General features: G+C 34.4%; 31 protein-coding genes. 12 read left to right on the top strand and 19 right to left on the bottom strand.

What is annotated here, in order from left to right; all coding sequences use genetic code 11:
• Positions 1–399 precede the first annotated feature (399 nt).
• Together ACN4EE_RS07745 and ACN4EE_RS07740 are read right to left on the bottom strand one after the other, a co-directional pair.
• Positions 400–735, bottom strand: coding sequence for a DUF5615 family PIN-like protein (locus tag ACN4EE_RS07745; protein WP_431705842.1), 336 nt, complete (start codon positions 733–735; stop codon positions 400–402).
• Positions 732–965, bottom strand: coding sequence for a DUF433 domain-containing protein (locus ACN4EE_RS07740; protein WP_431705841.1), 234 nt, complete (start codon positions 963–965; stop codon positions 732–734). Before ACN4EE_RS07740 ends, ACN4EE_RS07745 begins: the two co-directional genes overlap by 4 nt.
• A 274-nt stretch (positions 966–1,239) precedes the next feature.
• Here ACN4EE_RS07740 and ACN4EE_RS07735 point away from each other — a divergent pair, with 274 nt between their 5' ends.
• Together ACN4EE_RS07735 and ACN4EE_RS07730 are read left to right on the top strand one after the other, a co-directional pair.
• Positions 1,240–1,461 (top strand): DUF433 domain-containing protein, encoded by a 222-nt coding sequence (locus ACN4EE_RS07735; protein WP_431705840.1) that lies wholly within the window; start codon positions 1,240–1,242, stop codon positions 1,459–1,461.
• Positions 1,461–1,793 carry a DUF5615 family PIN-like protein gene (locus tag ACN4EE_RS07730; protein WP_431705839.1) on the top strand — a complete coding sequence of 111 codons (333 nt, stop codon included), beginning with the start codon at positions 1,461–1,463 and terminating at the stop codon, positions 1,791–1,793. The genes ACN4EE_RS07735 and ACN4EE_RS07730 overlap by 1 nt, the downstream gene beginning before the upstream one ends.
• 369 nt (positions 1,794–2,162) lie before the next feature.
• On the opposite strand, the gene ACN4EE_RS07725 is transcribed toward ACN4EE_RS07730, so the two are convergent.
• From ACN4EE_RS07725 to lpxD, 6 genes are all read right to left on the bottom strand, one after another.
• Positions 2,163–3,068, bottom strand: coding sequence for a PulJ/GspJ family protein (locus ACN4EE_RS07725; RefSeq protein ID WP_431705838.1), 906 nt, complete (start codon positions 3,066–3,068; stop codon positions 2,163–2,165).
• A gap of 105 nt (positions 3,069–3,173) precedes the next feature.
• A complete protein-coding gene (locus ACN4EE_RS07720; RefSeq protein ID WP_431705837.1) occupies positions 3,174–4,523 on the bottom strand; it encodes a TldD/PmbA family protein in 1,350 nt (449 codons plus the stop codon).
• 19 nt (positions 4,524–4,542) lie between these two features.
• A complete protein-coding gene (locus tag ACN4EE_RS07715; RefSeq protein WP_431705836.1) occupies positions 4,543–4,686 on the bottom strand; it encodes a hypothetical protein in 144 nt (47 codons plus the stop codon).
• A 26-nt stretch (positions 4,687–4,712) separates the two neighbouring features.
• Entirely contained in the window at positions 4,713–5,120 is a 408-nt protein-coding gene (locus ACN4EE_RS07710) for a PIN domain-containing protein (protein ID WP_431705835.1), read from the bottom strand.
• Positions 5,114–5,383 (bottom strand): hypothetical protein, encoded by a 270-nt coding sequence (locus tag ACN4EE_RS07705; RefSeq protein WP_431705834.1) that lies wholly within the window; start codon positions 5,381–5,383, stop codon positions 5,114–5,116. The genes ACN4EE_RS07710 and ACN4EE_RS07705 overlap by 7 nt, the downstream gene beginning before the upstream one ends.
• A 60-nt stretch (positions 5,384–5,443) precedes the next feature.
• On the bottom strand, positions 5,444–6,481 hold the full coding sequence (gene lpxD / locus ACN4EE_RS07700) for a UDP-3-O-(3-hydroxymyristoyl)glucosamine N-acyltransferase (RefSeq protein WP_431705833.1): 1,038 nt from the start codon (positions 6,479–6,481) through the stop codon (positions 5,444–5,446).
• 12 nt (positions 6,482–6,493) lie between these two features.
• Between lpxD and ACN4EE_RS07695 the strand changes: the two genes are divergently transcribed.
• Entirely contained in the window at positions 6,494–7,072 is a 579-nt protein-coding gene (locus ACN4EE_RS07695) for a TerD family protein (protein WP_431705832.1), read from the top strand.
• 131 nt (positions 7,073–7,203) lie between these two features.
• Here the strand turns inward: ACN4EE_RS07695 and ACN4EE_RS07690 are convergent, their stop codons facing one another.
• The 4 genes from ACN4EE_RS07690 to ACN4EE_RS07675 form a co-directional block, all read right to left on the bottom strand.
• Positions 7,204–7,413, bottom strand: coding sequence for a DUF6887 family protein (locus tag ACN4EE_RS07690; protein ID WP_431705831.1), 210 nt, complete (start codon positions 7,411–7,413; stop codon positions 7,204–7,206).
• A 96-nt stretch (positions 7,414–7,509) separates the two neighbouring features.
• The gene (psaC, locus tag ACN4EE_RS07685; protein ID WP_012307203.1) at positions 7,510–7,755 is read right to left on the bottom strand and encodes a photosystem I iron-sulfur center protein PsaC; all 246 of its coding nucleotides are present in this window, start codon (positions 7,753–7,755) and stop codon (positions 7,510–7,512) included.
• A gap of 353 nt (positions 7,756–8,108) precedes the next feature.
• Positions 8,109–8,372 carry a hypothetical protein gene (locus ACN4EE_RS07680; RefSeq protein ID WP_431705830.1) on the bottom strand — a complete coding sequence of 88 codons (264 nt, stop codon included), beginning with the start codon at positions 8,370–8,372 and terminating at the stop codon, positions 8,109–8,111.
• A gap of 110 nt (positions 8,373–8,482) precedes the next feature.
• Positions 8,483–9,091, bottom strand: coding sequence for an Npun_F5749 family FMN-dependent PPOX-type flavoprotein (locus ACN4EE_RS07675; protein ID WP_431705829.1), 609 nt, complete (start codon positions 9,089–9,091; stop codon positions 8,483–8,485).
• A gap of 169 nt (positions 9,092–9,260) precedes the next feature.
• Here ACN4EE_RS07675 and ACN4EE_RS07670 point away from each other — a divergent pair, with 169 nt between their 5' ends.
• Together ACN4EE_RS07670 and ACN4EE_RS07665 are read left to right on the top strand one after the other, a co-directional pair.
• Positions 9,261–10,598 (top strand): 16S rRNA (cytosine(967)-C(5))-methyltransferase, encoded by a 1,338-nt coding sequence (locus ACN4EE_RS07670; RefSeq protein ID WP_431705828.1) that lies wholly within the window; start codon positions 9,261–9,263, stop codon positions 10,596–10,598.
• 4 nt (positions 10,599–10,602) lie between these two features.
• Positions 10,603–11,022 (top strand): tellurite resistance TerB family protein, encoded by a 420-nt coding sequence (locus tag ACN4EE_RS07665; RefSeq protein ID WP_431705827.1) that lies wholly within the window; start codon positions 10,603–10,605, stop codon positions 11,020–11,022.
• Positions 11,023–11,144: 122 nt separating this feature from the next.
• Here the strand turns inward: ACN4EE_RS07665 and ACN4EE_RS07660 are convergent, their stop codons facing one another.
• The 5 genes from ACN4EE_RS07660 to ACN4EE_RS07640 form a co-directional block, all read right to left on the bottom strand.
• Positions 11,145–12,455: a Calx-beta domain-containing protein gene (locus ACN4EE_RS07660; RefSeq protein WP_431705886.1), complete on the bottom strand. Its 1,311-nt coding sequence runs from the start codon at positions 12,453–12,455 to the stop codon at positions 11,145–11,147.
• A gap of 242 nt (positions 12,456–12,697) precedes the next feature.
• The gene (locus tag ACN4EE_RS07655) at positions 12,698–12,901 is read right to left on the bottom strand and encodes a phycobilisome linker polypeptide (protein WP_431705826.1); all 204 of its coding nucleotides are present in this window, start codon (positions 12,899–12,901) and stop codon (positions 12,698–12,700) included.
• A gap of 227 nt (positions 12,902–13,128) precedes the next feature.
• Entirely contained in the window at positions 13,129–13,614 is a 486-nt protein-coding gene (gene apcB, locus ACN4EE_RS07650; protein ID WP_431705825.1) for an allophycocyanin subunit beta, read from the bottom strand.
• A gap of 99 nt (positions 13,615–13,713) precedes the next feature.
• Positions 13,714–14,199: a globin family protein gene (locus tag ACN4EE_RS07645; RefSeq protein WP_431705824.1), complete on the bottom strand. Its 486-nt coding sequence runs from the start codon at positions 14,197–14,199 to the stop codon at positions 13,714–13,716.
• A 260-nt stretch (positions 14,200–14,459) separates the two neighbouring features.
• On the bottom strand, positions 14,460–15,812 hold the full coding sequence (locus ACN4EE_RS07640; protein WP_431705823.1) for a cytochrome P450: 1,353 nt from the start codon (positions 15,810–15,812) through the stop codon (positions 14,460–14,462).
• Positions 15,813–16,096: 284 nt separating this feature from the next.
• Between ACN4EE_RS07640 and ACN4EE_RS07635 the strand changes: the two genes are divergently transcribed.
• The 7 genes from ACN4EE_RS07635 to ACN4EE_RS07605 all read left to right on the top strand — a co-directional run bounded on the left by ACN4EE_RS07635 (position 16,097) and on the right by ACN4EE_RS07605 (position 22,860).
• On the top strand, positions 16,097–16,702 hold the full coding sequence (locus tag ACN4EE_RS07635; RefSeq protein WP_431705822.1) for an NADH-quinone oxidoreductase subunit J: 606 nt from the start codon (positions 16,097–16,099) through the stop codon (positions 16,700–16,702).
• A 106-nt stretch (positions 16,703–16,808) separates the two neighbouring features.
• Complete coding sequence (nuoK, locus tag ACN4EE_RS07630; protein ID WP_431705885.1) at positions 16,809–17,114, top strand: NADH-quinone oxidoreductase subunit NuoK; 306 nt, start codon at positions 16,809–16,811, stop codon at positions 17,112–17,114.
• A 167-nt stretch (positions 17,115–17,281) separates the two neighbouring features.
• Positions 17,282–19,372: an ATP-binding protein gene (locus ACN4EE_RS07625; RefSeq protein ID WP_431705821.1), complete on the top strand. Its 2,091-nt coding sequence runs from the start codon at positions 17,282–17,284 to the stop codon at positions 19,370–19,372.
• Positions 19,373–19,481: 109 nt separating this feature from the next.
• Positions 19,482–19,937: a signal peptidase II gene (lspA, locus tag ACN4EE_RS07620; protein WP_431705820.1), complete on the top strand. Its 456-nt coding sequence runs from the start codon at positions 19,482–19,484 to the stop codon at positions 19,935–19,937.
• A gap of 30 nt (positions 19,938–19,967) precedes the next feature.
• On the top strand, positions 19,968–20,912 hold the full coding sequence (locus tag ACN4EE_RS07615; protein WP_431705819.1) for a glycosyltransferase family 2 protein: 945 nt from the start codon (positions 19,968–19,970) through the stop codon (positions 20,910–20,912).
• A 115-nt stretch (positions 20,913–21,027) separates the two neighbouring features.
• Positions 21,028–22,458, top strand: coding sequence for a Ni/Fe hydrogenase subunit alpha (locus ACN4EE_RS07610; protein ID WP_431705818.1), 1,431 nt, complete (start codon positions 21,028–21,030; stop codon positions 22,456–22,458).
• A gap of 135 nt (positions 22,459–22,593) precedes the next feature.
• On the top strand, positions 22,594–22,860 hold the full coding sequence (locus tag ACN4EE_RS07605) for a (2Fe-2S) ferredoxin domain-containing protein (RefSeq protein ID WP_431705817.1): 267 nt from the start codon (positions 22,594–22,596) through the stop codon (positions 22,858–22,860).
• Positions 22,861–22,900: 40 nt separating this feature from the next.
• Here the strand turns inward: ACN4EE_RS07605 and ACN4EE_RS07600 are convergent, their stop codons facing one another.
• The gene (locus ACN4EE_RS07600; RefSeq protein ID WP_431705816.1) at positions 22,901–23,236 is read right to left on the bottom strand and encodes a HepT-like ribonuclease domain-containing protein; all 336 of its coding nucleotides are present in this window, start codon (positions 23,234–23,236) and stop codon (positions 22,901–22,903) included.
• The gene (locus tag ACN4EE_RS07595; RefSeq protein ID WP_431705815.1) at positions 23,233–23,523 is read right to left on the bottom strand and encodes a nucleotidyltransferase family protein; all 291 of its coding nucleotides are present in this window, start codon (positions 23,521–23,523) and stop codon (positions 23,233–23,235) included. Before ACN4EE_RS07595 ends, ACN4EE_RS07600 begins: the two co-directional genes overlap by 4 nt.
• Positions 23,524–23,683 lie beyond the last annotated feature (160 nt).

The following is a 23,683-nucleotide window of genomic DNA, read 5'->3' as shown; positions in this document are numbered from 1 at the left end:
ACTATCAAACTCGATCGCTAAAAGCGGCGCTGCTCGATCGAACATTTCTAGGATAAATTAGATTTTTGATCATTGAATAAGTAAGTCTATATCTACATTTAAGGTGAGGGCGATGGAAATTAAATGTTCAGCAGAAGCAAAATCAGTATTTTTTTCAATATTTTTCAATAAATCTATTGGAATATAAGTTTTTTTTGCTAAGTCTTCTAAAGAGCCAAATTATTTGGCATACTTCGGAGTCTTTTTAAGGCGGCATTAGTAAATTCAATTTTATACATTTTATATGATCGATCGAAATCCACCATCTTTTTAACAATTCTGTCATTGCGAGGATACGAAGCAATCTCTCATATTTTATCGATCGAACTCTAACACGAAAATCGATCGAATTTGATAAAATTACGAGCCAAGTTCTACAATTTTTTCGCCCTTTTCTAAAAGTTCTAAAACCTTAGAAAAAGTATTGATAAATAATAGCTTTAAATGTCGATTAGTAACATTTCCACAAGTTATCCATAAGATTTGAGGCGGAGAATTAAAACGATTAACTAATTGAATAAAATCGCTATCTTTAGTAATAATAACTATCCCTTCAACTTTTGCTCTTTCAAAAATTTCTAAATCATTAGCATCTCTCAAACCTAAATCTCGTAAAGAAAATGCTTCTACACCAAAGGTATTTGTTAACCACTGTGCTAATTGTGGTGGTAATTGTGCATCAATCCAAAATTTCATGCTATTAGCCGTGGTATATTCGTATATTGTGATGCCAATAATAAACAGGCTTGGATGTCTTGAAGCTCCAAATCAGGAAAATCTGCTAAAATCTCGGAATAATCAACATTTAAAGCTAACATTTCTAAAATATCACTGACTCTAATTCTCATACCTCGAATACAAGGTTTTCCTCCACATTGTAAGGGGTTATAAGTTATTCTTTTTAATAATTCTTCTTTATTGTTCATATTTTCTTTTATACCGAATCATTTTTGATCGATCGAACTCCACCTCCATTTTAACAATTCTGTCATTGCGAGAACACGAAGCAATCTCTCATATCTTATCGATCGAACTTTATCACCATTTTAACAATTCTGTCATTGCGAGGACACGAAGCAATCTCTCATATCTTATTGCTCGAACTCCATTACCATTTTAACCACTAAACTAGATCACTAAAAGCGGCGCTGCTCGATCGAATTTGTTATAATCAAGAGTTATTATATTTGTAAAACTACAATGTCCTATAAAAATATAATTACCATAGAATCAGGAAAAAGAAGCGGAAAACCATGTATTAGGGGTATGAGAATTACCGTTTATGATGTTTTATCTTATCTTGCTTCTGGCATGAGCTATGAAGAAATTTTGCAAGATTTTCCCTATTTAACTCAAGAAGATATTTTAGCTTGTTTAAGTTACGCCGCCGATCGAGAACGTCAAACTTTTGTAGTTAATTAATGAAATTACTTTTTGATCATAATTTATCTCCTCGTTTAGTAAAATCTTTAGAAGATATTTACCCTAACTCTAATCACCTGTATCTACTAGGATTAGATACTAAGTCTGATGAATTTATTTGGACATTTGCCAAAAATCAAGACTATATTATTGTTACCAAAGATTCTGATTTTAACGAATTATCTATTATCAAAGGTTTTCCCCCTAAAATTATTTGGATTCGTTTAGGGAATTGTTCAACAAAGACTATTGATTCATTATTGAGAGAAAATTATTCTATGATTTCTATATTTAATCTTGATTTTAATTTAGGAGTTTTAACTCTATATTAATAACTAATGTCGATCGAACCTCACCACCATTTTAACGGCTGTGTCATTGCGAGGATACGAAGCAATCTCTCATATCTTATCGATCGAACCTCACCACCATTTTAACGGCTGTGTCATTGCGAGGTTACGAAGCAATCTCTCATATCTTATCGATCGAACTCCACCATCATTTTAACAGTTTTGTCATTGCGAGGATACGAAACAATCTCTCATATCTTATCGATCGAACTCCACCATCATTTTAACAATTCTGTCATTGCGAGGTTACGAAGCAATCTCTCATATCTTATCGATCGAACTCCACCTCCATTTTAACAATTCTGTCATTGCTAGGTAACGAATCAATCTCTTATATCCTTAAGAATTAGCTTATTGAGATCGAGCAAAAGTTACCGTTTGAACAGTTAATGGAGGTGTATTTCGCCCCACATATCCTGATAAAAAGATTCTTACCAAACGATTAGGAGGAGTCGCTGAAGTATTACTGTCATTCAAACAAAAACGAAAACCACCTCTACCAGCATTATTAGTACCGTAAATAGTTGGAGCAGTTCCTGTTCCACTTAAACCAACATCTGCCCTCGTACAAGTGATAGTTGGTTGAATATTATTTGTACTTATACCAACTAAACCGTCAGCGATAACTTCTTCAACAGGATTAAATGTAACTAATGTACCTCCTGCGTCACGGCAAATAATTCTTCTTGTCAAGATAGCTGGTTTAAGAAAAGTTTGACCCGTTAAAGAACTAATATCTTCAAATTTATAAGAAACTTGTGGAGGAATAGTTGTACTTGTACAGGAAGCACTCAATGTTGTATTATAAGATGCAGGAAATTCTAATAACAAACAATTATCTGAACCGTTAGTTGCAGTAGTAGGTGGTGTACATCTGGAATTTGCACCACTGCTTTGAGCTTCAAACGTAACTGCACTAGCTGCTTTTACATCCTCCTGCATAAAAGCCAAAGCCCTAGCTAAACCTGCATTTCTCACAGTTTTTGATTCCACATCCTGATTCGCCCTTAATAAATTGACAAAACCACTAGCCGCCGCCGTTAAAATAATGCTACTCATCACTAGCGCCACTAATAATTCTGTTAAAGAAATACCCACATTACTTTGTTTTTTTAAGTTTAGTAATAATTTGATGAAAGTTGTTTTATTCATGGCAGTATTTCTCTTTTGATGAGGAAAATTGGGCTTGTTTATTCCTATTATATCCTGAGAAAATCTCGATCGAGCAAAAATTTCCCCCTTTTTTAAGAGTTTCAAAAAGATTGCTTCGTTACCTCGCAATGACTTTAAGACAATGAGATTGCTTCGTGCCTCGCAATGACAGAAACAAATCCCAGCATTGCAATGACGGAAATGGAGTTTTTACAAAGTAAAGATAAAATTGTCCACCAACGCCCCGGGTACAAGTGAACCCCCCAACGATCGAGCTTCATAGGTACTCACTTCAGGGATAAACTCTTGAAAATCCGTCAAAGCCAGTAAATTTTTACCAAAGAAGGAGTATAGAGAATCATCAAAGCGTAAATCTTTAATAGTTGCCACAATTTCCCCATTTTCTACCCAAAAACAGCCATAACGAGTCATGCCCGTAATTCTGCCTTGGGTTCGATCGCTCCAGTTAAGATAGTGTAAATTAGACAGATATAATCCCCTATCAATGGCTTTTAATATGTTCTTTTCCGACAGGTTTCCCGATGCAATTTCTGGCGATCGTAATGCCTCATAACTACTAGCCCCATTAGGTTGTAAGTCATATTCAAGGGCAGTGCGACTACTAATTAAAGTATTAACTAATTTACCCTCGACAATTAACGGTACTTCATCCGCCGACATCTCCCCAAAATCATTAAAACGGGGTACATTGCCACTGTGAAAATTCTCCTTAAGATGGAATAAGGGAGAGAGGTTTTCCCCTTGCCTGAGTTTTGCTAAAGCACTTCCTCCCTGTCGCAAAGACGCTTCACTGATAGCTCCCCATGAAAACATCCCCAATAAATCAGCAACAGCAGAAGGAGCAAAATAGGTGCGATAACTTCCTGTTTTTACTTCATGGATAGGCAAATTTAATTGTTGTAATTCCTGTTTATGATAGTCAATTTGATGGTGATATTTTTCTTTATGCCAATCCCTAGCGGAAAAAGTGCCTTTAATTGCCTTTTCATTGTGGTTAATTAAAGAGTAGTCCACAAAAAAAGAATCGGTTTTAAACCAATGTTTTTGTCCTAAAGAATTATAATTTGCCCTAATAACTGAACCTCCAGCATAATAACCTGTAAAATCTAAGCCTTGAACGGGGGATAAAATTTCTTCTATGGCTTCTTCATAAGGGAGTAATTTTCCTTGATAAATTTCATGGGAAGAACCCTCATTTTTAGGGATAATAATATAACGATCTTCGGGTAAAGTTTCGAGGTTCGATCGAGCATAGGCTAGATTATCAAGAGCATTTTGCACATCTATATCAACATCTCCCGTTAAAGGAAATTGAGCATAAGTTACTCTTTGATTTGCGATTAATTTAAGAGAAATTTCCCCATCAATTACCACGCCAGTTTGTCTAACTTTTGCCTGATTAAAACGAACAAATTGAGTATTTTCTGCTTTTAATTGCACAATTAAATATTCATCATTTTTCAGGTGATTATAAAGTTTTTCATTAACCAGATTAAAAGAATTTTCCCAAGAATTGATATTGTGTAAAGAATCAGACATTTTTAAAAAATATTTAACATTATATAATGGTTAATTGATTGTTATTAGCTAAATTTTCTCCCTCTCTTAATTGAGAGTGACGTTGACGCAGAATTTCTAATAAATTATCCTGTTCTTGTACCAATAATTGGTCAAAAGATTTAATCATTTCTGTTATAGTCATTAGTCCACGTCCAAAAGAAAACTACTTCATCGAATAAACCTAATATCACAGATATTGAGAGACACAACAGGCTCAAACTCTTTTCTGTCTGAAGTAAGCAATACCCCATTTTCTTGGTGAGCAAGAGTTAAAGCAAAGCAGTCAGCGAGAGAAATGCGTTTAATTGTTGCCTTGTAGGTTGCCACCTGTTGCCAAAAACTCAGAGTGAGATCATCCCGAAATATGATATTAGATACCTGTAGTCTATTTATAATTTGTTTAGTAAACCTTTCCCCCTCACTAGGCAAAAAGCCGTAATAAACCTCGCAAAGATTGACATTATGAATCATACATTGATGGTTAGAGTTTAAGAGATATTCCTCAACGATTTGAGCCCCCGTTTCATCTTTAACAAGAGCAATAACGGCACAAGCATCTAAAATAACCTTTACCAATTACGCTCCTCCCAATCAATATCTTCCTGCTTTTGACGGCTAAACTCATCACTAGAAAAAGAAGAATGACTAGCCATACCTCTTAAACTTTTGATTAATTGCTTTCGTGTTTCATCTTCAGATTTACCCATTTTTCCCTCTTGATTTTGAGAAGATGAAGAAGTGTCTAAACGATCGAGAAAATCAGCGACGGCGGTTAGTTTTTCCTCCTCCATTTTTTCCAAACGTTGCCAAATATTCTGTCTTAATTCAGTTATAGTCATTAGTCCACCTCCAAAAATAGCATATCTAAAAAAACTCAATTTTTATCAATGAATACTTTTTTATTCGTTAAGTTTTTTTTGCAAATCTTTGACTGTTTTATACAACTCAGGTAATTTCTTATAAATAGCCGATACTTTTAAATATAGTTTATTTGCCACCGCAGGAGAACCTGATACTGTCTCCCCTGATTTTACGTCATTATGGATGCCTGTTTGGGCAGAGGCGATCGAATTATCACCTATTTGTACTTGATTAGCTACTCCCACTTGTCCCGCCAAAATTACCCGATTACCTAATTTTACTCCTCCAGCTAACCCCACTTGAGCCGCAAGGGCGCAGTTTTCGCCTATATCGCCATTATGTCCGATGTGGACTAAATTATCGAGTTTGGTGTTTTTACCGATGCGAGTGATACCGACAGCAGGACGATCGACTGTACTATTGCAACCAATTTCTACCCCGTCTTCTAACACCACATAACCAGACTGCTCCATCTTATACCAACCTTCGGGAATAGGCACAAAACCAAAGCCTTCTCCTCCTATCACCGCACCACTATGGATGACGCAATTAGCTCCTATTTGGCTTCTTTCTTCAATAGTAGCGTTGGCATGGATAACCGTTGATTTGCCTATTTTTACTTGAGGATAAATCACCACGTTAGGAAAGATACACACATTATCCTCGATCGAACATCCTTTTTCAATGACCACATTAGCACCGATAGACACATTTTGCCCTAAAGAGACATCCTCAGCAATCACCGCCGAAGGGTGAATTTTAGCAGATGGTAAAAAGGGTTGATAAAATAAACCAATAGCTTGGGCAAAGGTAAGACGAGGGTAAGGAGTCGCTAACCATGCAATACCTCTTTCTGTAGCTAACTGTTGTAAAGATGAATCTAGTGGTAAGATAAGAGCAGAAGCGTTCGTAACGCTCACCATCTTAGCAAATTTTTCTCCCTCAATATAACTTAATGTATTTACACTAGCCTGATCGATCGACATAATATCATAAAGTTCAGGATTTCGATCGGGATGGGCAGTAAAACTATGAACTTGAGGGGATAATTGACTAATAAGATCACTAAATTTCATATAAATTAGATTATGGCAATATCACTACAAAAAGGACAAAGAATTTCATTAGCAAAAGTTGCCCCTAGCCTTGTGGCAGGGTTTATCGGTTTAGGTTGGGATACCAACTCTACAGACACAGGAGCAGATTTTGATTTAGATGTATCAGTATTTCTTTTAGGAGCTAACGAAAAATTAGTATCCGATAAACACTTCATCTTTTACAATAACCTAATCAGTCCCGATGCGGATCAGTCTATCAAACTTTTGGGAGATAATCGCACAGGTGAGGGAGAAGGAGACGACGAAGGCTTAATTGTGGATTTGCGTAAAGTACCTTCTGATATTGCGAAAATCGTTGTTACTGTTACCATTTACGAAGCGGATAAGAGACATCAAAATTTTGGACAAGTCACCAATGCTTATATTCGTCTGGTGGATGTACAAACCAAAGAGGAGGTTTTACGCTACGACTTAACAGAAGACTTTTCCGTAGAAACCGCCGTCATCATGGCTGAATTATATAACAAAGACGGAGAATGGCGTATTAATGCCGTTGGTAGTGGCTATGAGGGTGGTTTACAAGCCTTACTAGACAAATATAGTAATTAGTGGATAGTGAATAGTGAATAGTGAATAGTGAATAGTGAATGATTGTTAATTACTTTGACTATAACATTAAGACTTGGAGATTGCTGATAGTGTCTCGTAATGACAATTTGATTAATTTTTAGTTGTTATTTTTAGGTTTCTGAGGTGTTGGGAAAACGTGAGGTAAAATGAGGATATAGCTTTGAATCTTCGATCGAATTAAGAGGTGGCATTTCAACCCAGTTACCTTCTTGATGCAGTTTATCAATATAGGCATAAAAGGCTTCTTGATTATCTCGATGACTTAAGAAATAATCATGTAATTCTTTTTGACTCATTCTTTGAAAATTTGGTTTTGTCATTGAATATACCTCCATTGTCCATTTAGATATATTTCTATAATACTGTTGCCAAATAAAGACAAATGACAACAGTTTTAACTATGATATAGGTTTTTTCTAATAAGCTAGACCCATACTGCGAGTAGTTTCCGCACCTAAATAAACACGGATGCTTAAAAAGTCGGTAGGACAAGCGGTTTCACAACGTTTGCAACCTACACAGTCCTCTGTACGAGGGGAAGATGCAATTTGTCCTGCTTTACAACCATCCCAAGGTACCATTTCTAATACATCAAGAGGACAAGCACGAACACACTGAGTACAACCAATACAGGTATCGTAAATTTTTACACTATGGGACATGGATAAAAGACTCCTTTACCGAATTGTTATTAATGATTTCTCAATTTAAGGTTTTGTTGATCGATCGACTGTCATCCCATTATCTATAGATGATTCTATAAATTTTGTTTTGTCAGTCTCTCTAGGTTCGATCGTTCGATCGAGGATGATGATTAAGAACTTTTAAATTAAGTTCCAGTCATTAAAAGTCAAGTATATAATCTCTGTCACAGTTTCTGATATATAACTTCAAACTCTGTAACAATTCAACAAATTTTTGATTTTGTGTAACGGCAGAAGGAGTAAAATTTGCTACTTAGAAAAAAGTCTTTCTTCTGTTTATCCCGTAAGTGGAGGCTTTTTCTTTTTTAACGTTAATGGAGAAAGAAGTCCAACGCTGAATTTTTCCGCAAAAAAAAGTCCCAATTACTAATACGAGTATTGGTATCATCAATTCTTTTATTCACATCATCAAGTCTTTTATTAATTCCATTAACACTTTCTTTGACGATCGCCACTTCAATTTTTAATCCGTTTATATCTTGATTTACCTGTTCAAGTTTATTTTCAATACGATCAAATTTAAAATTGATTAAATCTTTTAACTCTTTTAAATCATTTTCTGTGACTGTACTCATGTTAAAATAATATCTCCTTAAGAATAAAATTGAGAGAAAACATCTCTTTTTAAACAATACTAACTTTAATGGCAAGAATATTAATGTTATCTATCATGGTTTAGTTGAATTTAAGGATTAACTTTTTTAATATGCCATTTTTCCTCATTATCTATTTCGTAAATATGACGATTTTGAGGATTTCCTTTTAATTCTAAGTGATCAACCATATCAGGATTTAAGAGTAATAAAGAAAAATTTTCTCTGGGGTTTTCTTCATCAATATCTATGCTTTTAATCTCACTATTATCTATAAATAATTCTCTAGGATTTCCCCAATAAAATTGTTCTTTTCCTGCTAAACTTAGTTTTTGCCATATTTTTTGATGTTCTTTTAATAACTCCTGATTATCGTGATTTCCTGTGATTATTTCTATTTTTCCTCTAATTCTAAATTGTTCTCTTGTTTTAGCAAAGTACCAACAAATTTCACCATAACAATTATGAGTTAAATCTTCTATTTTTTGACTGCGAACATCGGTAATTATTTCTAGTTTATTACTATCTTCTAAAAACCCTCGAAATACTACCATTCTATTGGCTGGAAAACCATCTTTTGTGACTGTGGCTAAAGCAAAATAACGACTAAATAGGTTCGATCGCGCAGCGCCACGAAGTGATCGATTTTTGTGTAGTGCTTTCTGTAAATAAGTTTTCCAAGGTGCAATTTTTTTTGACATAATATAAAAATGAAGAATTAAGAATAGAGAATGCAGAATGTAGGGGGTTAATATATTAAACCCAACCAAAAAAAATATAATTATTTTCTCTTTTTTCCTTTTGCTTATCTTCATCAATAATTTATCATACTCAAAGTGGAAGAACCATTTTTTATTTTTTACTTATTTTATGAATAATTCCCGTCAATTAGCTTTTCTGGCGTTACAAAATATTTATCAACAAAAGGCTTATACTGATATTGCCTTAGAGAGAGTTTTTGCTAATTTTTCTGTTTCTCCTTCTAATCGTCACCTCGTCTCTGAGTTAGTATATGGTATCGTGAGACGCAAACGCACTTTAGATAGTCTTATCAATCAATTAGCGACAAAAAAAGCGACTCAACAACCCTTAAATTTGCGAATTATCCTCCACATTGGTTTATATCAATTACGGTATCTCGATAAAATTCCCGAGTCGGCGGCGGTGAATACTAGCGTTGATTTAGCGAAAGAAAATGGCTTGTCTAAACTGTCAGGAGTAGTAAATGGCATCCTTCGATCGTACCTTAGATTATCCCAGAAAGAAGACCCTTTAATTTTACCCGATGATTTTATTCCCCGTTTAGGAGTTAAATATAGTTTTCCAGACTGGATAGTTTCCCTTTTTATGGAACAATTTAACCTCAAACAAACTAAAAAATTATTAGAATGGTATAACCAAACTCCCAGTATCGATTTAAGAGTTAATACCTTAAAAACTTCCAGGGAAAATCTACAGGAAATATTATTAAATAATGATATAGAAACAACTTTTTTACCTCATCTTCCTCAAGGTTTAAGACTAACAAAATCCGCAGGAAATATCACTCAATTAGACTGTTTTAAAGAGGGTTTATTTACTATTCAAGATGGTAGCGCCCAACTTGTCGCCCATTTTCTCAATCCTCAACCCCATGAAACTATTATCGATGCCTGTGCCGCCCCTGGGGGAAAAACTACTCATATCGCTGAGTTAATGGAGGATACTGGTACTATTATAGGGTTCGATCGATACTCCTCCAGATTAAAAAAGGTAACGCAAAACGCCGAAAGACTGAAGTTAACATCTATTAAAACGATGGAAGGGAATGTGGAATCAATCAATTGGGAAAATGAAGTTGATAGAGTATTAGTAGATGTACCCTGCTCAGGGTTAGGCACATTACATAAAAATCCTGATATTCGTTGGCATAAAAAACCAGAAGATATAGAAGTATTGACACAATTACAAAGTCAAATCCTCGAAAATAGTGCAAAATGGGTTAAAAATGGGGGCGTATTAGTTTATTCTACCTGTACCTTAAATAAACAAGAAAATGAAGATATAATCAATCAATTTTTACAAAATAATCCCTCATGGAAACTAGCTGACAAAAATAATGATTCAATGTCGAATTTTTCGATAGTATCAAAGGGGATAGTAAAAATATTTCCACCTGTAGATGATATGGATGGATTTTTTATGGCTAAATTAATCAAAGGAGACTGACATTATGACACCAGAAAATAAAACAAAATTGCTCATCAAAATTTTAGTAGGTACAGCGTGGCTTGATGGTATTATTCAACCCCAAGAAAGAAAATATTTGCAAAAAGTTGTTACTGAAAATAACTTTAATGATGATGCCGAAATTAAGTCTTTACTGTCAGAAATTAAACCTGTTAATCCTAGTCAATGTTATGAATGGTTAGAAGAATATTTAGGTAAAAATCCTACTATTAAAGATTATGAAAATTTATTCGGCGCTATTAGTACATTGATTTATAGCGATGGTGATGTGCATACTCAAGAAGCAAAATTATTGAATCGTTTACAAAATTTAGATCCTAATACTCAAACTAAAAAATCTATTCTTGATCAAATTTTAAGTTCAGTAAGGCAATTATATCAGAAATCGATCGCCAATAATTAGGGTTTGCTCAATAAAGTATTTTGATGAAGAAAGGTATTGGAGAGGGTATTCCCTATTCCCTCTTTCAATCAGTAAATATAGATACTTCCTAGCTTAGGAATGAGGACAATCCGCTATAACTTTTAGATGATGGTAATTTTGTCATGGGTAAAAGCTAAACCAGTATTTAAAGTAGCAATCCGTACCGCAGAAGTAGTAGCATTACCATCCACATCAAAGAATAAACCACCATTGTTGGAATTATAAAAGAAACGGTGATTTGTAGTACTTGCTGAAGAACCAACACGGAAGCGATTAGCGGATAAAACTCCTAATGGTAAACCACCGCCAAAGCCACTACGACTAATTAAAATTGTATCTTCAGTGACATTAAAATCGGTAATTCTGTCAACCCCCTCATTAGGAGAATTAAAGCGGAAAAAGTCATTACCCCCTCCTCCAGTCAGGGTATCATTACCTGTACCACCGATGAGGGTATCATTACCCCCTCCTCCAGTCAGGGTATCATTACCTGCACCACCGATAAGGGTATCATTACCATAGCCACCATTAAGGCGATTATTGCCACTGTTACCCACAATGCGATTAGGAAGATTATTACCGGTCCCGTTTGTGTTACTACTCCCACTTAAGATTAAGTGTTCTACATGGTTAGGTAAAGTATAGGTGATAGTCGATCGAACCGTATCAATTCCTTCATTGAGATTTTCGACAACTCGATCGTTCCTATTGTCCACATAGTAGGTATCATTTCCTTTACCCCCTATCATTGTATCTGCACCGATACCACCATTGAGGATATTATTGCCACTGTTACCCCTGATGACGTTATTTAATCTGTTTCCCCTACCATTGATATTTGCTGTACCACTTAAAGTTAAGTTTTCTACATGGTTAGGTAAAGTATAGGTGATAGTCGATCGAACCGTATCAATTCCTTCATTGAGATTTTCGACAACTCGATCGTTCCTATTGTCCACATAGTAGGTATCATTTCCTTTACCCCCTATCATTGTATCTGCACCGATACCACCATTGAGGATATTATTGCCACTGTTACCTCTGATGACGTTATTTAATTCGTTTCCCGTACCATTGATATTTGCTGTACCACTTAACGTTAAGTTTTCTACACCCGATGGAAGGCTAGTAGTAACATTAGATTCAAGAGTATCCGTAATCGTAATAGTAGTAGTTCCAGTACCGATAACTCCATTAGTAGGGTTAAAGAGGTTTAATGTAAAGTTTTCATCGGGTTCACTGATATTGTCATTCAGGATGGGTACGTTAATTGTTTTACTGGTTTCACCTGCATTGAAAGTTAGAGTTCCCATGGTGCTAGTATAGTCTGAACCTGCCATCGCAGTACCATTAGCGGTAGCATATTGAACCTTTACGGTTTGAGTAGTGGCTTGGGATAAAGAAACAGTGATAACGGCATTTTGAGGACTCGTTAAACCGAGTTATCCATTGACTCCCCATCGAAAATTACATCATTCAGTAGTCCAGTTCGATCGAAATGTGAAAATAATTTGTTTTCCATTGTTAATGACCTTTTTTTACTATTGAATTTAGTGTATATATATTTACATAAAAAAGTATCCAAAAAAAATAAGAGCAGAATCTTTAATTTCTACCCTCATTTCTCTCGGATATGATCCGATATGATATTTTATTATGATAAACCTGCATTAGTACCAGGACGACCAGTTACCAATTTTACCTTAACAATAGAGCCACCCATTTTCTGGATTCTTTGTTGCTCTTTAAACCAGTTATCATAAGGAACTAATTTAGTAAAGTAAGTGTTTTGTAACTCTCTTTGAGTTCTAATTCTGGTTTGACTAGGCACACAAGCGGTGACTTGAAACATTCTCATGGGGATTTATCTCCTTGATGATTAAATCTCGTATTTAATTTTTTATCTATCGAGCCACGAAACTATCTCGATCGAACTGGTTAAAATAAAGTTATTTTAAAAATTTTTATGACAACGGTTAGGAGTCGAGAGTCAATACCAAATCAATTAAGCCGTAAAACAGTCTAACTAAACTAGCACTCACTCCAGACATTCCTAACCTTAGTTAAGTTTTAAGCGTCAATAAATTAGCTTAAACCAGAGCTGATGTAGTCTAAGTAAACACCAAGTTCTTTACCAGCATCAGAACCAACTAAACTAGCCGCAACTTCTTTGATTGCTTGGATAGCTTGAATGGTGGAGCTAATGGGTACACCTAAAGAGTTGTAGGTTTCTTTTAAACCATTTAATACGCGCTCATCTAAGATGGAAGCATCCCCAGCTAACATAGCATAGGTAGCATAACGGAGATAGTAGTCTAAGTCACGAATACAAGCAGCGTAACGACGAGTGGTGTACATATTACCACCGGGGCGGGTTACGTCAGAGTATAATAAGGATTTAGCTACAGCTTCTTTAACGATGGTAGCAGCGTTAGCACTGATAACACTAGCCGCACGGACACGGAGTGAACCACTTTGGAAGTAGCCTTTTAATTTGCCTAAAGCATTAGCGTCGAGGTACTTACCTTGTACATCGGAAGAGTTGATTACAGCAGTAATTGCGTCTTGCATTGTTATGTTCCTTTCTACTTAATAAAGTTTTGTGTTGTTTTTTTTGCAGGACTAAAATTATTTAGCACCAAATAGGATTTAGGGATTGTTGACTAAAACCTATTGTAAAGCTCCGATTACATAATCGAAGTAAGCAGCAGCTTCACTAGCATCATCAGAAGATAGAAGTCCAGTTGCAACTTCTTTAGCTTCACGGATACTTTGAGCTACTGCACCAGTGTCAGTACCTAAAGATTTGTACATTTCTTTAACGCCAACTAAACCGATTTCTTCAACGGGAGTAACGTCACCTGCTACTACTCCATAGGTGATAAGACGTAGATAGTAGTCAATGTCACGTAAACAGGTAGCGGTCATTTCTTCACCATAAGCATTTCCACCAGGGGAAACAACATCAGGGCGTTTTTGGAATAAACGATCACCAGCTTCTTTAACAATGCGTTCACGAGCGCCAGTTAAGGTTTCAGCGATGCGTAAACGAGCTTCACCGGAGGTAACGAATGCTTTGATTCTGTCTAATTCACCGGGGCTTAAATAACGTGCTTCTGCGTCAGCATTCACGATAGATTTCGTGACGATACTCATTGATGGATTCCTCCAAACAAAATATTAAATAGTATTGATTAATTTAACCAGATTTTTGATTCCACTGGATTGGAACTTAAGAAAGTCCTATCATATCGATAGTTTTTTCTTTTCATCAGTATAACCGAGAAAGGTTATTTTTCCTGATTTACTTGGGAAAATATATAATTTTTCCTTCGCAGAATCATTGTGCCGTATCAAGTCCACTTTTGCTTAATTTTCTTAATACTTTTTAACATTTAATTTATGGGCAAGTTTAGTTATTTGTTGTGTTTGCTGTTGAAAATCATTTTCACACCGCCATCGGGGCTTAAAACTACTCCCCTTCTTTTGGGTTTAATGGGTTTATTGTCCACTAAAGTTAAATCATAGTTGGTAATAATATGCGCGATCGAAAGTTTCATTTCATACAAGGCTAAAACTTCCCCTAAACAACGCCTAACGCCACCACCAAAAGGCATAAATTCATAGGGAGAATATTGACGATGTAAGAATCTTTCGGGGTTAAATTGATACGCTTCAGGATATAAATCTTCTCGATGATGAGTTAAATAAATACATCCCAATAATACTGTGTCTTTGGGAATTTTTTGCCCTAATAATTCCGTGTCAGTCATCACCTGTCGAGGAAAAGTCAACATCGCTACGGGATGAACCCGCAAGGTTTCATTACATACCGCCGTTAAATAGGGTAGTTTAAAAATATTAGCACTTTGTTGATCAGAATTTTCTTTTAGTTCCGTGAGTAATTTTGTTTTGACTTCTGGGTGACGATGTAACCAATATAACCCCCATGTCATAGCGATGGCGGTTGTTTCATGTCCAGCAAACAACATTAACATTAATTCATCTCGTAATTCTTGGTCACTCATACCTTGCCCTTCTTCATCCACTGCCGTTAGTAAAGTAGAGAGAATGTCGGTGTTGTCTTGGTAATTTTCTTGACGACGTAAGTTTATTTCATGGTAAATTAACTCATCTAATGCCATTCTAGTACGAATAAAACCACCCCAAGGACTCCATGCCCCTAAGTCTGTTTTTAGCCAATCATAGAATAAAAAACTAATGTTAATAGGGTTATTAAATCGATCGAGAATAGCTTTAATTAACTTTTTGATTTTATCAAATCGATCGCCTTCGGATAAGCCAAAAACAATCTTCATAATCACTTGTAAGGAGATTTCCTGCATTAATTCTCTAGCAATAAAAACCTCTCCTTGTTTTAAAGTACTGAAAACATTATCAGTAATTTCTATAATTAAATCTGCATAAATTTGCATCCTGTCAGCATGAAAAGAAGGCATCAATAATTTTCTTTCTCGTTTATGTTTTTCCCCGTCTAAAGACAATAATGAAGATAAACCGACTACGGGAGTCAAAATATTATTTAATTCACCATTAGCAAAAAATTGTTGTCGATCGTTGGTTAAAATTTGTTGTATAGCTTGGGGATGACTCACAAAAACTAAGGAATCATTGCCTAAACCTGATACATTAGCGGTGAAAATATCTTGTTGTTGTTTATAGGCATCATTCAAATAGCCGACAGGATCGAGTATCCATTGAATTTTTTGTTGAATGATAGGAGTTTTTAAAGGATTGATGACAGTCATAAGTTAGTTTGCATTTAAGTTTACTGATGATACTAGGGAAAAGGGAAGAGCGGATTTGGGAAGAGTTAAGAATCAGTTATTTTTAAGACTTAATAAAAACTGTAAGTTAAATGCGTCTTGTCATAAATAAGATAATTGCTATTTATTTATTTTTATTGCCTACTATAGCACTTGATAATTACATTAGCTCGAACTGAGGTTTTTTTGACTTTTTTAATAAAATTAATAGCGTGGGTCTTCTTTGTACATTAAGATAAAGAATAATCAAAATTAGGTTACAGATCGTGGAAATATCCCAAAGTGTTCAATTTATTGCCTTCGTTATCCTATCTGTATTAATGATAGGTGCAGCGTTAGGAGTTGTTTTATTCGATAACATCGTTTACTCTGCTTTCCTCTTGGGGGGAGTTTTTATGAGTATCTCTGGCTTATATATCCTACTCAATGCAGATTTTGTCGCCGCCGCCCAAATCTTAGTCTATGTGGGTGCTGTGAACGTACTTATTTTGTTTGCAATTATGTTGGTTAATAAAACTGAAAATTTCCAACAAGTGAAAGGGCGACTGATTCGTCAAGTTTCCACCGCTTTAGTTTGTCTCGGTTTATTTGCTTTATTAAGTACAATGGTATTAGTTACCCCTTGGCAATTATCGAGTATTTCTCCTGCGGTGATTGAAAATACGATCGTGACTATTGGTAAACATTTCTTTAGCGATTTTCTCTTACCTTTTGAAATTGCCTCTGTTTTACTGTTAATGGCAATGGTAGGGGCAATTATTTTAGCGCGTAGGGATTTAATACCTGAAGCCAAACAAACTAGAGAAATTTATACCACTTCTCTCACCCTTCCGGAAAAACCTAGAGATTTAATTTCTACAGGCAACGATTAAAAATTTAGAATTTAGAATTTAGAAGTAAATTTTTTCTCTCCTAGCTTATCAGCGTCAGTCCAAATAATCACATTTCTACACAACAATAATCAATTCTAAAATGGAAATACAATTACAATATTTTTTAATATTAGCCGCCGCTTTATTCTGTATCGGCATCTATGGCTTAATTACCAGTCGTAACGCTGTACGAGTTTTAATGTCGATCGAACTGTTACTCAATGCTGTTAATCTTAATTTAATGGGATTTTCTAATTTTTTAGATCCTAGTGAAATTAAAGGACAAGTATTTGCAGTATTTGTAATTACTATCGCCGCCGCCGAAGCCGCCGTAGGTTTAGCGATTATCTTAGCTATTTATCGTAACCGTGACACCATAGATATGGAACGTTTTAATTTATTAAAATGGTAAGATACTAATACAATCTGATTTCAATATAAAATTTTCAGTAGCGTAAAGGTGTCAGGTTAAATCTGATGCCTTTCTATTTTGGTGAAAAATCCAGCATTTTTAATTCTTTATACAAATATAACCGATTACCCATTACCTATTATTTCCCTACCCTATAACTTTTCGTTATGAAACTAAAATTCAGTATTTCCAGAGTTTCACAAAAAATAATTTCCTTTTCCGTAGGAGTAGGGATGACAATAATGACAATGGGAGTTTTTCAAATATTAGTTAATCAGGAAAGACAACAAATTTCTTATTTAATCAAAAGTGACTTAGTTTCTTTAAGAAATCAAATTACAGCAGAATTAAAGACAAGAATTTCCGCTATAGAAAGAATGAGTCAACGTTGGAATAATGAAAATGGTACTCCTGAATATCAGTGGCGCTTGGATGCAAAAAATTATATTAAAGATTATTCTGGTTATCAGGCTATTGAATGGGTGGATAGAGATTTATATGTACGTTGGATAGTACCAGAAAAAGGCAATGAAAAAGCCAAAAATTTATACTTAGCTTTTGAAGAAAATCGTAAAAATGCCCTGCAAAAATCTATCAATACTCGCCAAACTTATATTAGTAAAACCCTTGATTTAGTACAAAATACTAAAGGTTTTATTGTCTATAGTCCGATATTTTTAGAGCAAAAAGATAATGAATTTGATGGTTTTATTCTAGGGGTATTTAAAACTAATAATTTATTTTATTATTTGTTCCGTCAACAAGTTTTTAAAGGTTATCAAATATTTATTTATCAGGAAGGGAAATTAATCCATAGTACTATCCATTCTCCTCCTAAAGATAATCTTGATTGGCAACAGTCGATCGAACTAAATTATAGAGGAATTAATTGGGAAATTATCATGATTCCTAGTAATTATTTCTTGGCTTTATATCAAACTAATTTACCCTATATTATCTTCATTATTGGTTGTATATTATCGTGGTTATTAGCAAGTATAATTTATTTATTATTTGAATTTCATCTTAAAAATATATTACTAAGGGAAGCAAAACAACAAGCGGAAGTTGCTAACAATGCAAAAAGTCAATTTTTAGCGATGATGAGTCATGAAATTCGGACACCTATGAATGGAGTTATTGGTATAACTAATTTATTGAAAGATACTCCTTTAAATCCTCAACAAAAAGACTTTGTGGAAATTATCAGGCATAGCAGTAAAAGTTTGCTGACGATTATTAATGATATTCTCGATTTCTCTAAAATAGAATCAGGACAATTTCAATTAGATAATAAGCCTTTTTTATTAGAAGAATGTATTAAAGATACTATCAGTTTATTAAATTTTCAAGCGGTGGAAAAAAATCTTAGTTTAAATTATTCTATTGATTCTACATTACCTAAAATGTTAATGGGAGATGGTATTAGACTAAGACAAATTTTAATTAATTTAGTGGGCAATGCCTTAAAATTTACCCATAGTGGAGAAGTTAATATTAATGTACATTTGAAAAATATTTATGAAGAAAATGACCCTAAAAAATATAGAATATTATTTGGGGTAAAAGATACTGGTATTGGCATTTCTTCTGAAAATATTGATAAATTATTCAAGCCTTTTTCTCAGGTGGATAGTTCCCATAATAGGAAATATGGCGGTACTGGTTTGGGGTTAATCATTAGTAAAAATTTAACGGAACTTATGGGGGGACAAATGTGGGTAGAAAGTAAAGAAAATGTTGGTTCTACTTTTTATTTTACTATCTTAACTTCTCATGTATCAGAATCTAAATCATTGCTCGATCGAACGATAAATAATACGAATAATAATGTCGATAATAACCCCAATATCACTATAAATAGTGATATATTATCTCTAAAAATTTTGTTAGCAGAAGATAATCCTATCAACCAAAAAGTAGCATTATTAATACTTAAAAAACTAGGTTATGAAGGAGATATTGCCGAGAATGGAAAAGAGGTTATTAAAAAGGTTAAAAATCAACAATATGATGTTATTTTAATGGATATGCAAATGCCAGAAATGGATGGTTTAGAAACTACTAAATGGATTCGTAATAACTTACCCGAAAAAACTCAACCTTATATTATTGCTATGACAGCTAATGCCTTGACAAGCGATCGAGAAATGTGTTTATCTGCGGGAATGAATGATTATCTTAGTAAACCCTTTGCTTTGGAATTATTGAAAGAAAAGTTAACCCACGTTGAACAATTACTTGTACAAAAGTTATAGTGAAAATAATCTTTATATTTGTTTTTTTGTTTAATCTTAGAAAACTTATTACTTGTAAGCTAAATCGATTCACGTTAAATTTTATCTCTAAATGAGGTAATATCAAGTTATGAATAAAAATCCTTCTTTTTGGAAAGTAGCAATTATTGCATTAATTTTAGATCAACTTACTAAATATTTAATCGTTATTAATTTTGACAATATTGGCGATACTATACCCATCTGGAATGGGGTTTTTCATTTTACCTATGTACAAAATACAGGAGCGGCTTTTAGTGCGTTTCAAGGAGGGGTAAGTTGGTTACGATGGTTGTCTTTATTGGTTAGTCTTGGTTTAATGGTAGGTGCATGGGTAGAGAAATTTCCTCTTATCGAGCAGTTAGCTTATGGTTTTATTTTAGCAGGGGCTTTCGGTAATGGGATCGATCGATTTTTGTTTGGTTATGTAGTGGATTTTCTTGATTTTCGTCTCATTAATTTTCCTATTTTTAATGTCGCTGATATTTGTATTAATATTGGCATTATTTTATTAATTTACAATACCATTAAACTTTATAAAAAATAGTTTATAACTTAATTTTTCTTCCTAATTTTTATGGATTTATCCCTTGTTATTCCTATCTACAATGAAGCTGAAAATATCCCCCTTCTTATAGGTGCTATTACTGAAGGCTTAAAAGATACCAGCTATGTTTATGAAATTATTTGTATTGACGATGGTTCGATCGATAACTCCGTAGAGATATTAAAAGATATAGCGAAAACAAATCCTCATGTTAAAGCCATAATTTTAAGACGTAATTATGGACAAACTCCAGCCATAGCGGCAGGTTTTGAAAATGCCACTGGGAAGGTTATAATCACCCTTGACGGGGATTTACAAAATGATCCAGCCGATATACCCTTATTATTAAACAAATTAGACGAAGGTTATGATTTAGTGAGTGGTTGGCGCAAAAATCGTCAAGACAACACCTTAACTCGTCTATTACCCTCAAAAATCGCCAATGGAATCATCAGTAAAATAACGGGAGTAAAGTTAAACGATTATGGTTGCTCGTTAAAAGCCTATCGTAGTGAATTGATTGCTGATTTAAACTTATACGGTGAATTGCATCGTTTTTTACCTGCTTTAGCCTATATTGAAGGAGCAAAAATCACCGAAATTCCTGTTAATCATCATGCAAGGCGTTTTGGTAAAAGTAAATACGGTTTAGATCGGACTTTTCGGGTAATAATGGATTTACTAACAGTTTTTTTTATCAAAAAATTTCTTACTCGCCCGATGCACGTCTTTGGCTTTTTCGGGCTATTTTCTCTGATTATAGGGGTAATAATTGGTACTTATCTTACTTTTCTCAAACTAGGATTAGGTAAGAGTATAGCCGATCGACCTTTACTGATATTATGTGTATTATTAATCTTAACAGGAGTGCAGTTATTTTGTTTTGGATTATTAGGAGAATTGATGATGCGCACCTATCATGAATCGCAACAACGTCCTATCTATCGAATTAGAGAAATAATTAAAGATTGCTAAAAAAATTATAAGTTATGAGGTAGATGATTTTCAAATCTTAATATTATCGATAAAAACTTAATTATTTAATTCCTCAAAAGCATTTAATATTTAAGTATAAAATAGGTGAAAAATTATGAGTAAAACAGTTATTATCGATCCCGTTACTCGTATCGAAGGACACGCTAAAATCTCTATTTATTTAGATGACAATGGAGAAGTCAACGATGCCCGTTTTCATGTGGTAGAGTTTCGGGGTTTTGAGAAATTTTGCGAAGGTCGCCCCATGTTTGAAATGGCAGGAATTACTGCTCGTATTTGCGGTATTTGCCCTGTTAGTCATCTTCTCGCCTCCGCTAAAACTGGGGATAAAATCTTAGGGGTAAAAATCCCCCCAACGGGCGAAAAATTGCGTCGCATGATGAATTTAGCCCAACTTACGCAATCCCATGCCCTTTCTTTTTTCCATCTCAGTAGCCCTGATTTTCTTCTTGGTTGGGACTCCAATCCTGCTACCCGTAACGTTTTTGGCTTGATGAGTGCCGATCCAGATTTAGCCCGTGCAGGTATTCGTTTACGCGCTTTTGGTCAAAATATCATTGAAATACTCGGAGCTAGAAAAATTCATGCCGCATGGGCAGTGCCGGGGGGAGTTCGATCGCCCTTAACCGAACATAATCGCCAGTGGATTGAAGAAAATTTGCCCGAAGCGAAGGAAACCACCACCTTAGCTTTAAATCTCTTAAAAAGGCTCTTAGATAGCGAATTAAGCTCAGAAATCGACATATTTGGTAAATTTGACTCCCTGTTTATGGGCTTAGTCGCCCCCGATGGCTCATGGGAACATTATGGAGGACATTTACGATTCATCGACAGTCAAGGCAATATCGTTGCCGATGGTTTAAGTGAAGACGACTATCAAGACTTTCTTGGGGAAGCCGTAGAAAATTGGTCTTATCTCAAATTCCCTTACTATAAACCTTTAGGCTATCCTAATGGTATCTATAGAGTGGGTCCCCTTGCTCGTTTAAATGTGTGCGATCGAATTGGTACACCCCAAGCGGATAAAGAATTACAAGAGTTTCGTCATCGTGCAGGAAGCCGTGTAGCAACCTCATCATTCTTCTATCATTACGCTCGTTTAATCGAGATTGTCGCTTGTTTAGAAGCCATAGAAAACTTAATACACGATCCCGACATTTTGTCAACCAGAGTAAGGGCAGAGGCAGGAATTAACTACTTAAAAGGAGTAGGAGTAAGTGAAGCCCCCAGAGGCACACTTTTTCATGATTATGAAGTGGATGAAAACGGCTTAATCAAAAAAGTTAACCTTATCATTGCCACTGGGCAAAATAACCTCGCCATGAATCAAACCGTCACTCAGATAGCCAAACACTACATTCATGGAGAAGAAATCCCCGAAGGAATGTTAAATCGTGTAGAGGCGGGTATTCGTTGTTTTGATCCCTGCTTAAGTTGTTCGACTCATGCTATCGGACAAATGCCATTACACATAGAATTAGTGGATTATGAGGGTAAAGTTATCAACGAAATCTACAAAAACTAATTGATAAATATTGGTTCGTAGTAAGCTCTTTAGAGCTTTAAAATCTATATTTATATTAAACTCTTGAGAGCTTAAAAATCTGTCAAGAAAAAAGGCTAAAGCCTTAACTACGAACCGTGAATAAGAGGTAAAATTATGGTCAAAGAAAACTTATATTTATGTATGGGATCAGCTTGTCATCAACTGGGAGTTTATGAAGTTTTACCCCAGATACAATCATTAATCAATGAATATAATTTGAACGATAAAGTAGAATTAAAAGGTTCATTTTGTTTAGAAACTTGTAGCAGTGGTATTGTGATGAAATTTAGAAATAAACACTTTATTCACATTAGCCCTCAGAATTTAGAAGACAAGTTTTTAAGAGAAATATTACCCTTAATTAACCTTAGTAAGAGATAATTAAAAATATTCATAAACTTAAAAATTATACGATCGAACATTAAGAAATATTTTCTAAAATATCGTTAATTTGTTGCTTTAATATTTGTAAATCATTTTTAACAATTTTCCAAACTAAGTTTAAGTCAACTCTAAAATATTCATGGACAATTAAATTTCTAAAATCTGCTATTTTTACCCATAAAATTTGTGGATATTTTGCTTTGAATATTTCAGATGTTGCACTACTAGCCTCCCCGATAATTTGCAAATTATGAATAATCCATGTCTGGATTAATTCTTCTTCATAAAATTCTTTTTCACCTCTCACAGAATATTTCTCTATTTTTTCAATACATTCTTGAATATCTCTAATTCTTTCACTGTCATCTCTCATAAACTAATTGCCTCCCGAAATACTCTATCTTTGATTCTTTCTTTTAAACCATCGCTAGTGACAACATCAACTTTTCCTCCCAAAAAATCCTGTAAATCATGGATTAATCCCACAGGAAACCAAGGAGTAATTTTATTGATGTCATAATCAATTAAGATGTCAATATCACTTTTTTCGTCCGCCTCTCCTCTTGCAATCGAACCAAATATACGCACATTATAAGCGCCATGTTTAAGGGCGATGGCAATTATTTCTTCCCGTTTTTCTTTGAGTAATTTTATATCCATAGTTTTCCTAATGTCTGTAATAATATCATTATAAACTATAAGAATTAAACAGCTTCTCAACATGATTTGATATTCTTTTTGATAGATGAAATTTAGGGCTAACAACAGTTAACAAAAATTTACTTAATTCTTTTTAAAATTACTCATTTATAATGCTAAA

This window comes from Geminocystis sp. CENA526, from assembly GCF_050753365.1.
Classification (GTDB): Bacteria; Cyanobacteriota; Cyanobacteriia; order Cyanobacteriales; family Cyanobacteriaceae; genus Geminocystis.
Note: the sequence above shows the minus strand (reverse complement) of the source record. Positions and strands in the feature narration are given on the sequence as shown.

Bases quoted from the DNA above. Each gene is read 5' to 3' on its own strand.
- ACN4EE_RS07745 (WP_431705842.1), bottom strand. From the start codon at position 735: ATGAAATTTTGGATTGATGCACAATTACCACCACAATTAGCACAGTGG.
- ACN4EE_RS07740 (WP_431705841.1), bottom strand. From the start codon at position 965: ATGAACAATAAAGAAGAATTATTAAAAAGAATAACTTATAACCCCTTA.
- ACN4EE_RS07735 (WP_431705840.1), top strand. From the start codon at position 1,240: ATGTCCTATAAAAATATAATTACCATAGAATCAGGAAAAAGAAGCGGA.
- ACN4EE_RS07730 (WP_431705839.1), top strand. From the start codon at position 1,461: ATGAAATTACTTTTTGATCATAATTTATCTCCTCGTTTAGTAAAATCT.
- ACN4EE_RS07720 (WP_431705837.1), bottom strand. From the start codon at position 4,523: ATGTCTGATTCTTTACACAATATCAATTCTTGGGAAAATTCTTTTAAT.
- ACN4EE_RS07715 (WP_431705836.1), bottom strand. From the start codon at position 4,686: ATGACTATAACAGAAATGATTAAATCTTTTGACCAATTATTGGTACAA.
- ACN4EE_RS07705 (WP_431705834.1), bottom strand. From the start codon at position 5,383: ATGACTATAACTGAATTAAGACAGAATATTTGGCAACGTTTGGAAAAA.
- lpxD (WP_431705833.1), bottom strand. From the start codon at position 6,481: ATGAAATTTAGTGATCTTATTAGTCAATTATCCCCTCAAGTTCATAGT.
- ACN4EE_RS07695 (WP_431705832.1), top strand. From the start codon at position 6,494: ATGGCAATATCACTACAAAAAGGACAAAGAATTTCATTAGCAAAAGTT.
- ACN4EE_RS07690 (WP_431705831.1), bottom strand. From the start codon at position 7,413: ATGACAAAACCAAATTTTCAAAGAATGAGTCAAAAAGAATTACATGAT.
- psaC (WP_012307203.1), bottom strand. From the start codon at position 7,755: ATGTCCCATAGTGTAAAAATTTACGATACCTGTATTGGTTGTACTCAG.
- ACN4EE_RS07680 (WP_431705830.1), bottom strand. From the start codon at position 8,372: ATGAGTACAGTCACAGAAAATGATTTAAAAGAGTTAAAAGATTTAATC.
- ACN4EE_RS07675 (WP_431705829.1), bottom strand. From the start codon at position 9,091: ATGTCAAAAAAAATTGCACCTTGGAAAACTTATTTACAGAAAGCACTA.
- ACN4EE_RS07670 (WP_431705828.1), top strand. From the start codon at position 9,261: ATGAATAATTCCCGTCAATTAGCTTTTCTGGCGTTACAAAATATTTAT.
- ACN4EE_RS07665 (WP_431705827.1), top strand. From the start codon at position 10,603: ATGACACCAGAAAATAAAACAAAATTGCTCATCAAAATTTTAGTAGGT.
- ACN4EE_RS07655 (WP_431705826.1), bottom strand. From the start codon at position 12,901: ATGAGAATGTTTCAAGTCACCGCTTGTGTGCCTAGTCAAACCAGAATT.
- apcB (WP_431705825.1), bottom strand. From the start codon at position 13,614: ATGCAAGACGCAATTACTGCTGTAATCAACTCTTCCGATGTACAAGGT.
- ACN4EE_RS07645 (WP_431705824.1), bottom strand. From the start codon at position 14,199: ATGAGTATCGTCACGAAATCTATCGTGAATGCTGACGCAGAAGCACGT.
- ACN4EE_RS07640 (WP_431705823.1), bottom strand. From the start codon at position 15,812: ATGACTGTCATCAATCCTTTAAAAACTCCTATCATTCAACAAAAAATT.
- ACN4EE_RS07625 (WP_431705821.1), top strand. From the start codon at position 17,282: ATGAAACTAAAATTCAGTATTTCCAGAGTTTCACAAAAAATAATTTCC.
- lspA (WP_431705820.1), top strand. From the start codon at position 19,482: ATGAATAAAAATCCTTCTTTTTGGAAAGTAGCAATTATTGCATTAATT.
- ACN4EE_RS07615 (WP_431705819.1), top strand. From the start codon at position 19,968: ATGGATTTATCCCTTGTTATTCCTATCTACAATGAAGCTGAAAATATC.
- ACN4EE_RS07610 (WP_431705818.1), top strand. From the start codon at position 21,028: ATGAGTAAAACAGTTATTATCGATCCCGTTACTCGTATCGAAGGACAC.
- ACN4EE_RS07605 (WP_431705817.1), top strand. From the start codon at position 22,594: ATGGTCAAAGAAAACTTATATTTATGTATGGGATCAGCTTGTCATCAA.
- ACN4EE_RS07600 (WP_431705816.1), bottom strand. From the start codon at position 23,236: ATGAGAGATGACAGTGAAAGAATTAGAGATATTCAAGAATGTATTGAA.
- ACN4EE_RS07595 (WP_431705815.1), bottom strand. From the start codon at position 23,523: ATGGATATAAAATTACTCAAAGAAAAACGGGAAGAAATAATTGCCATC.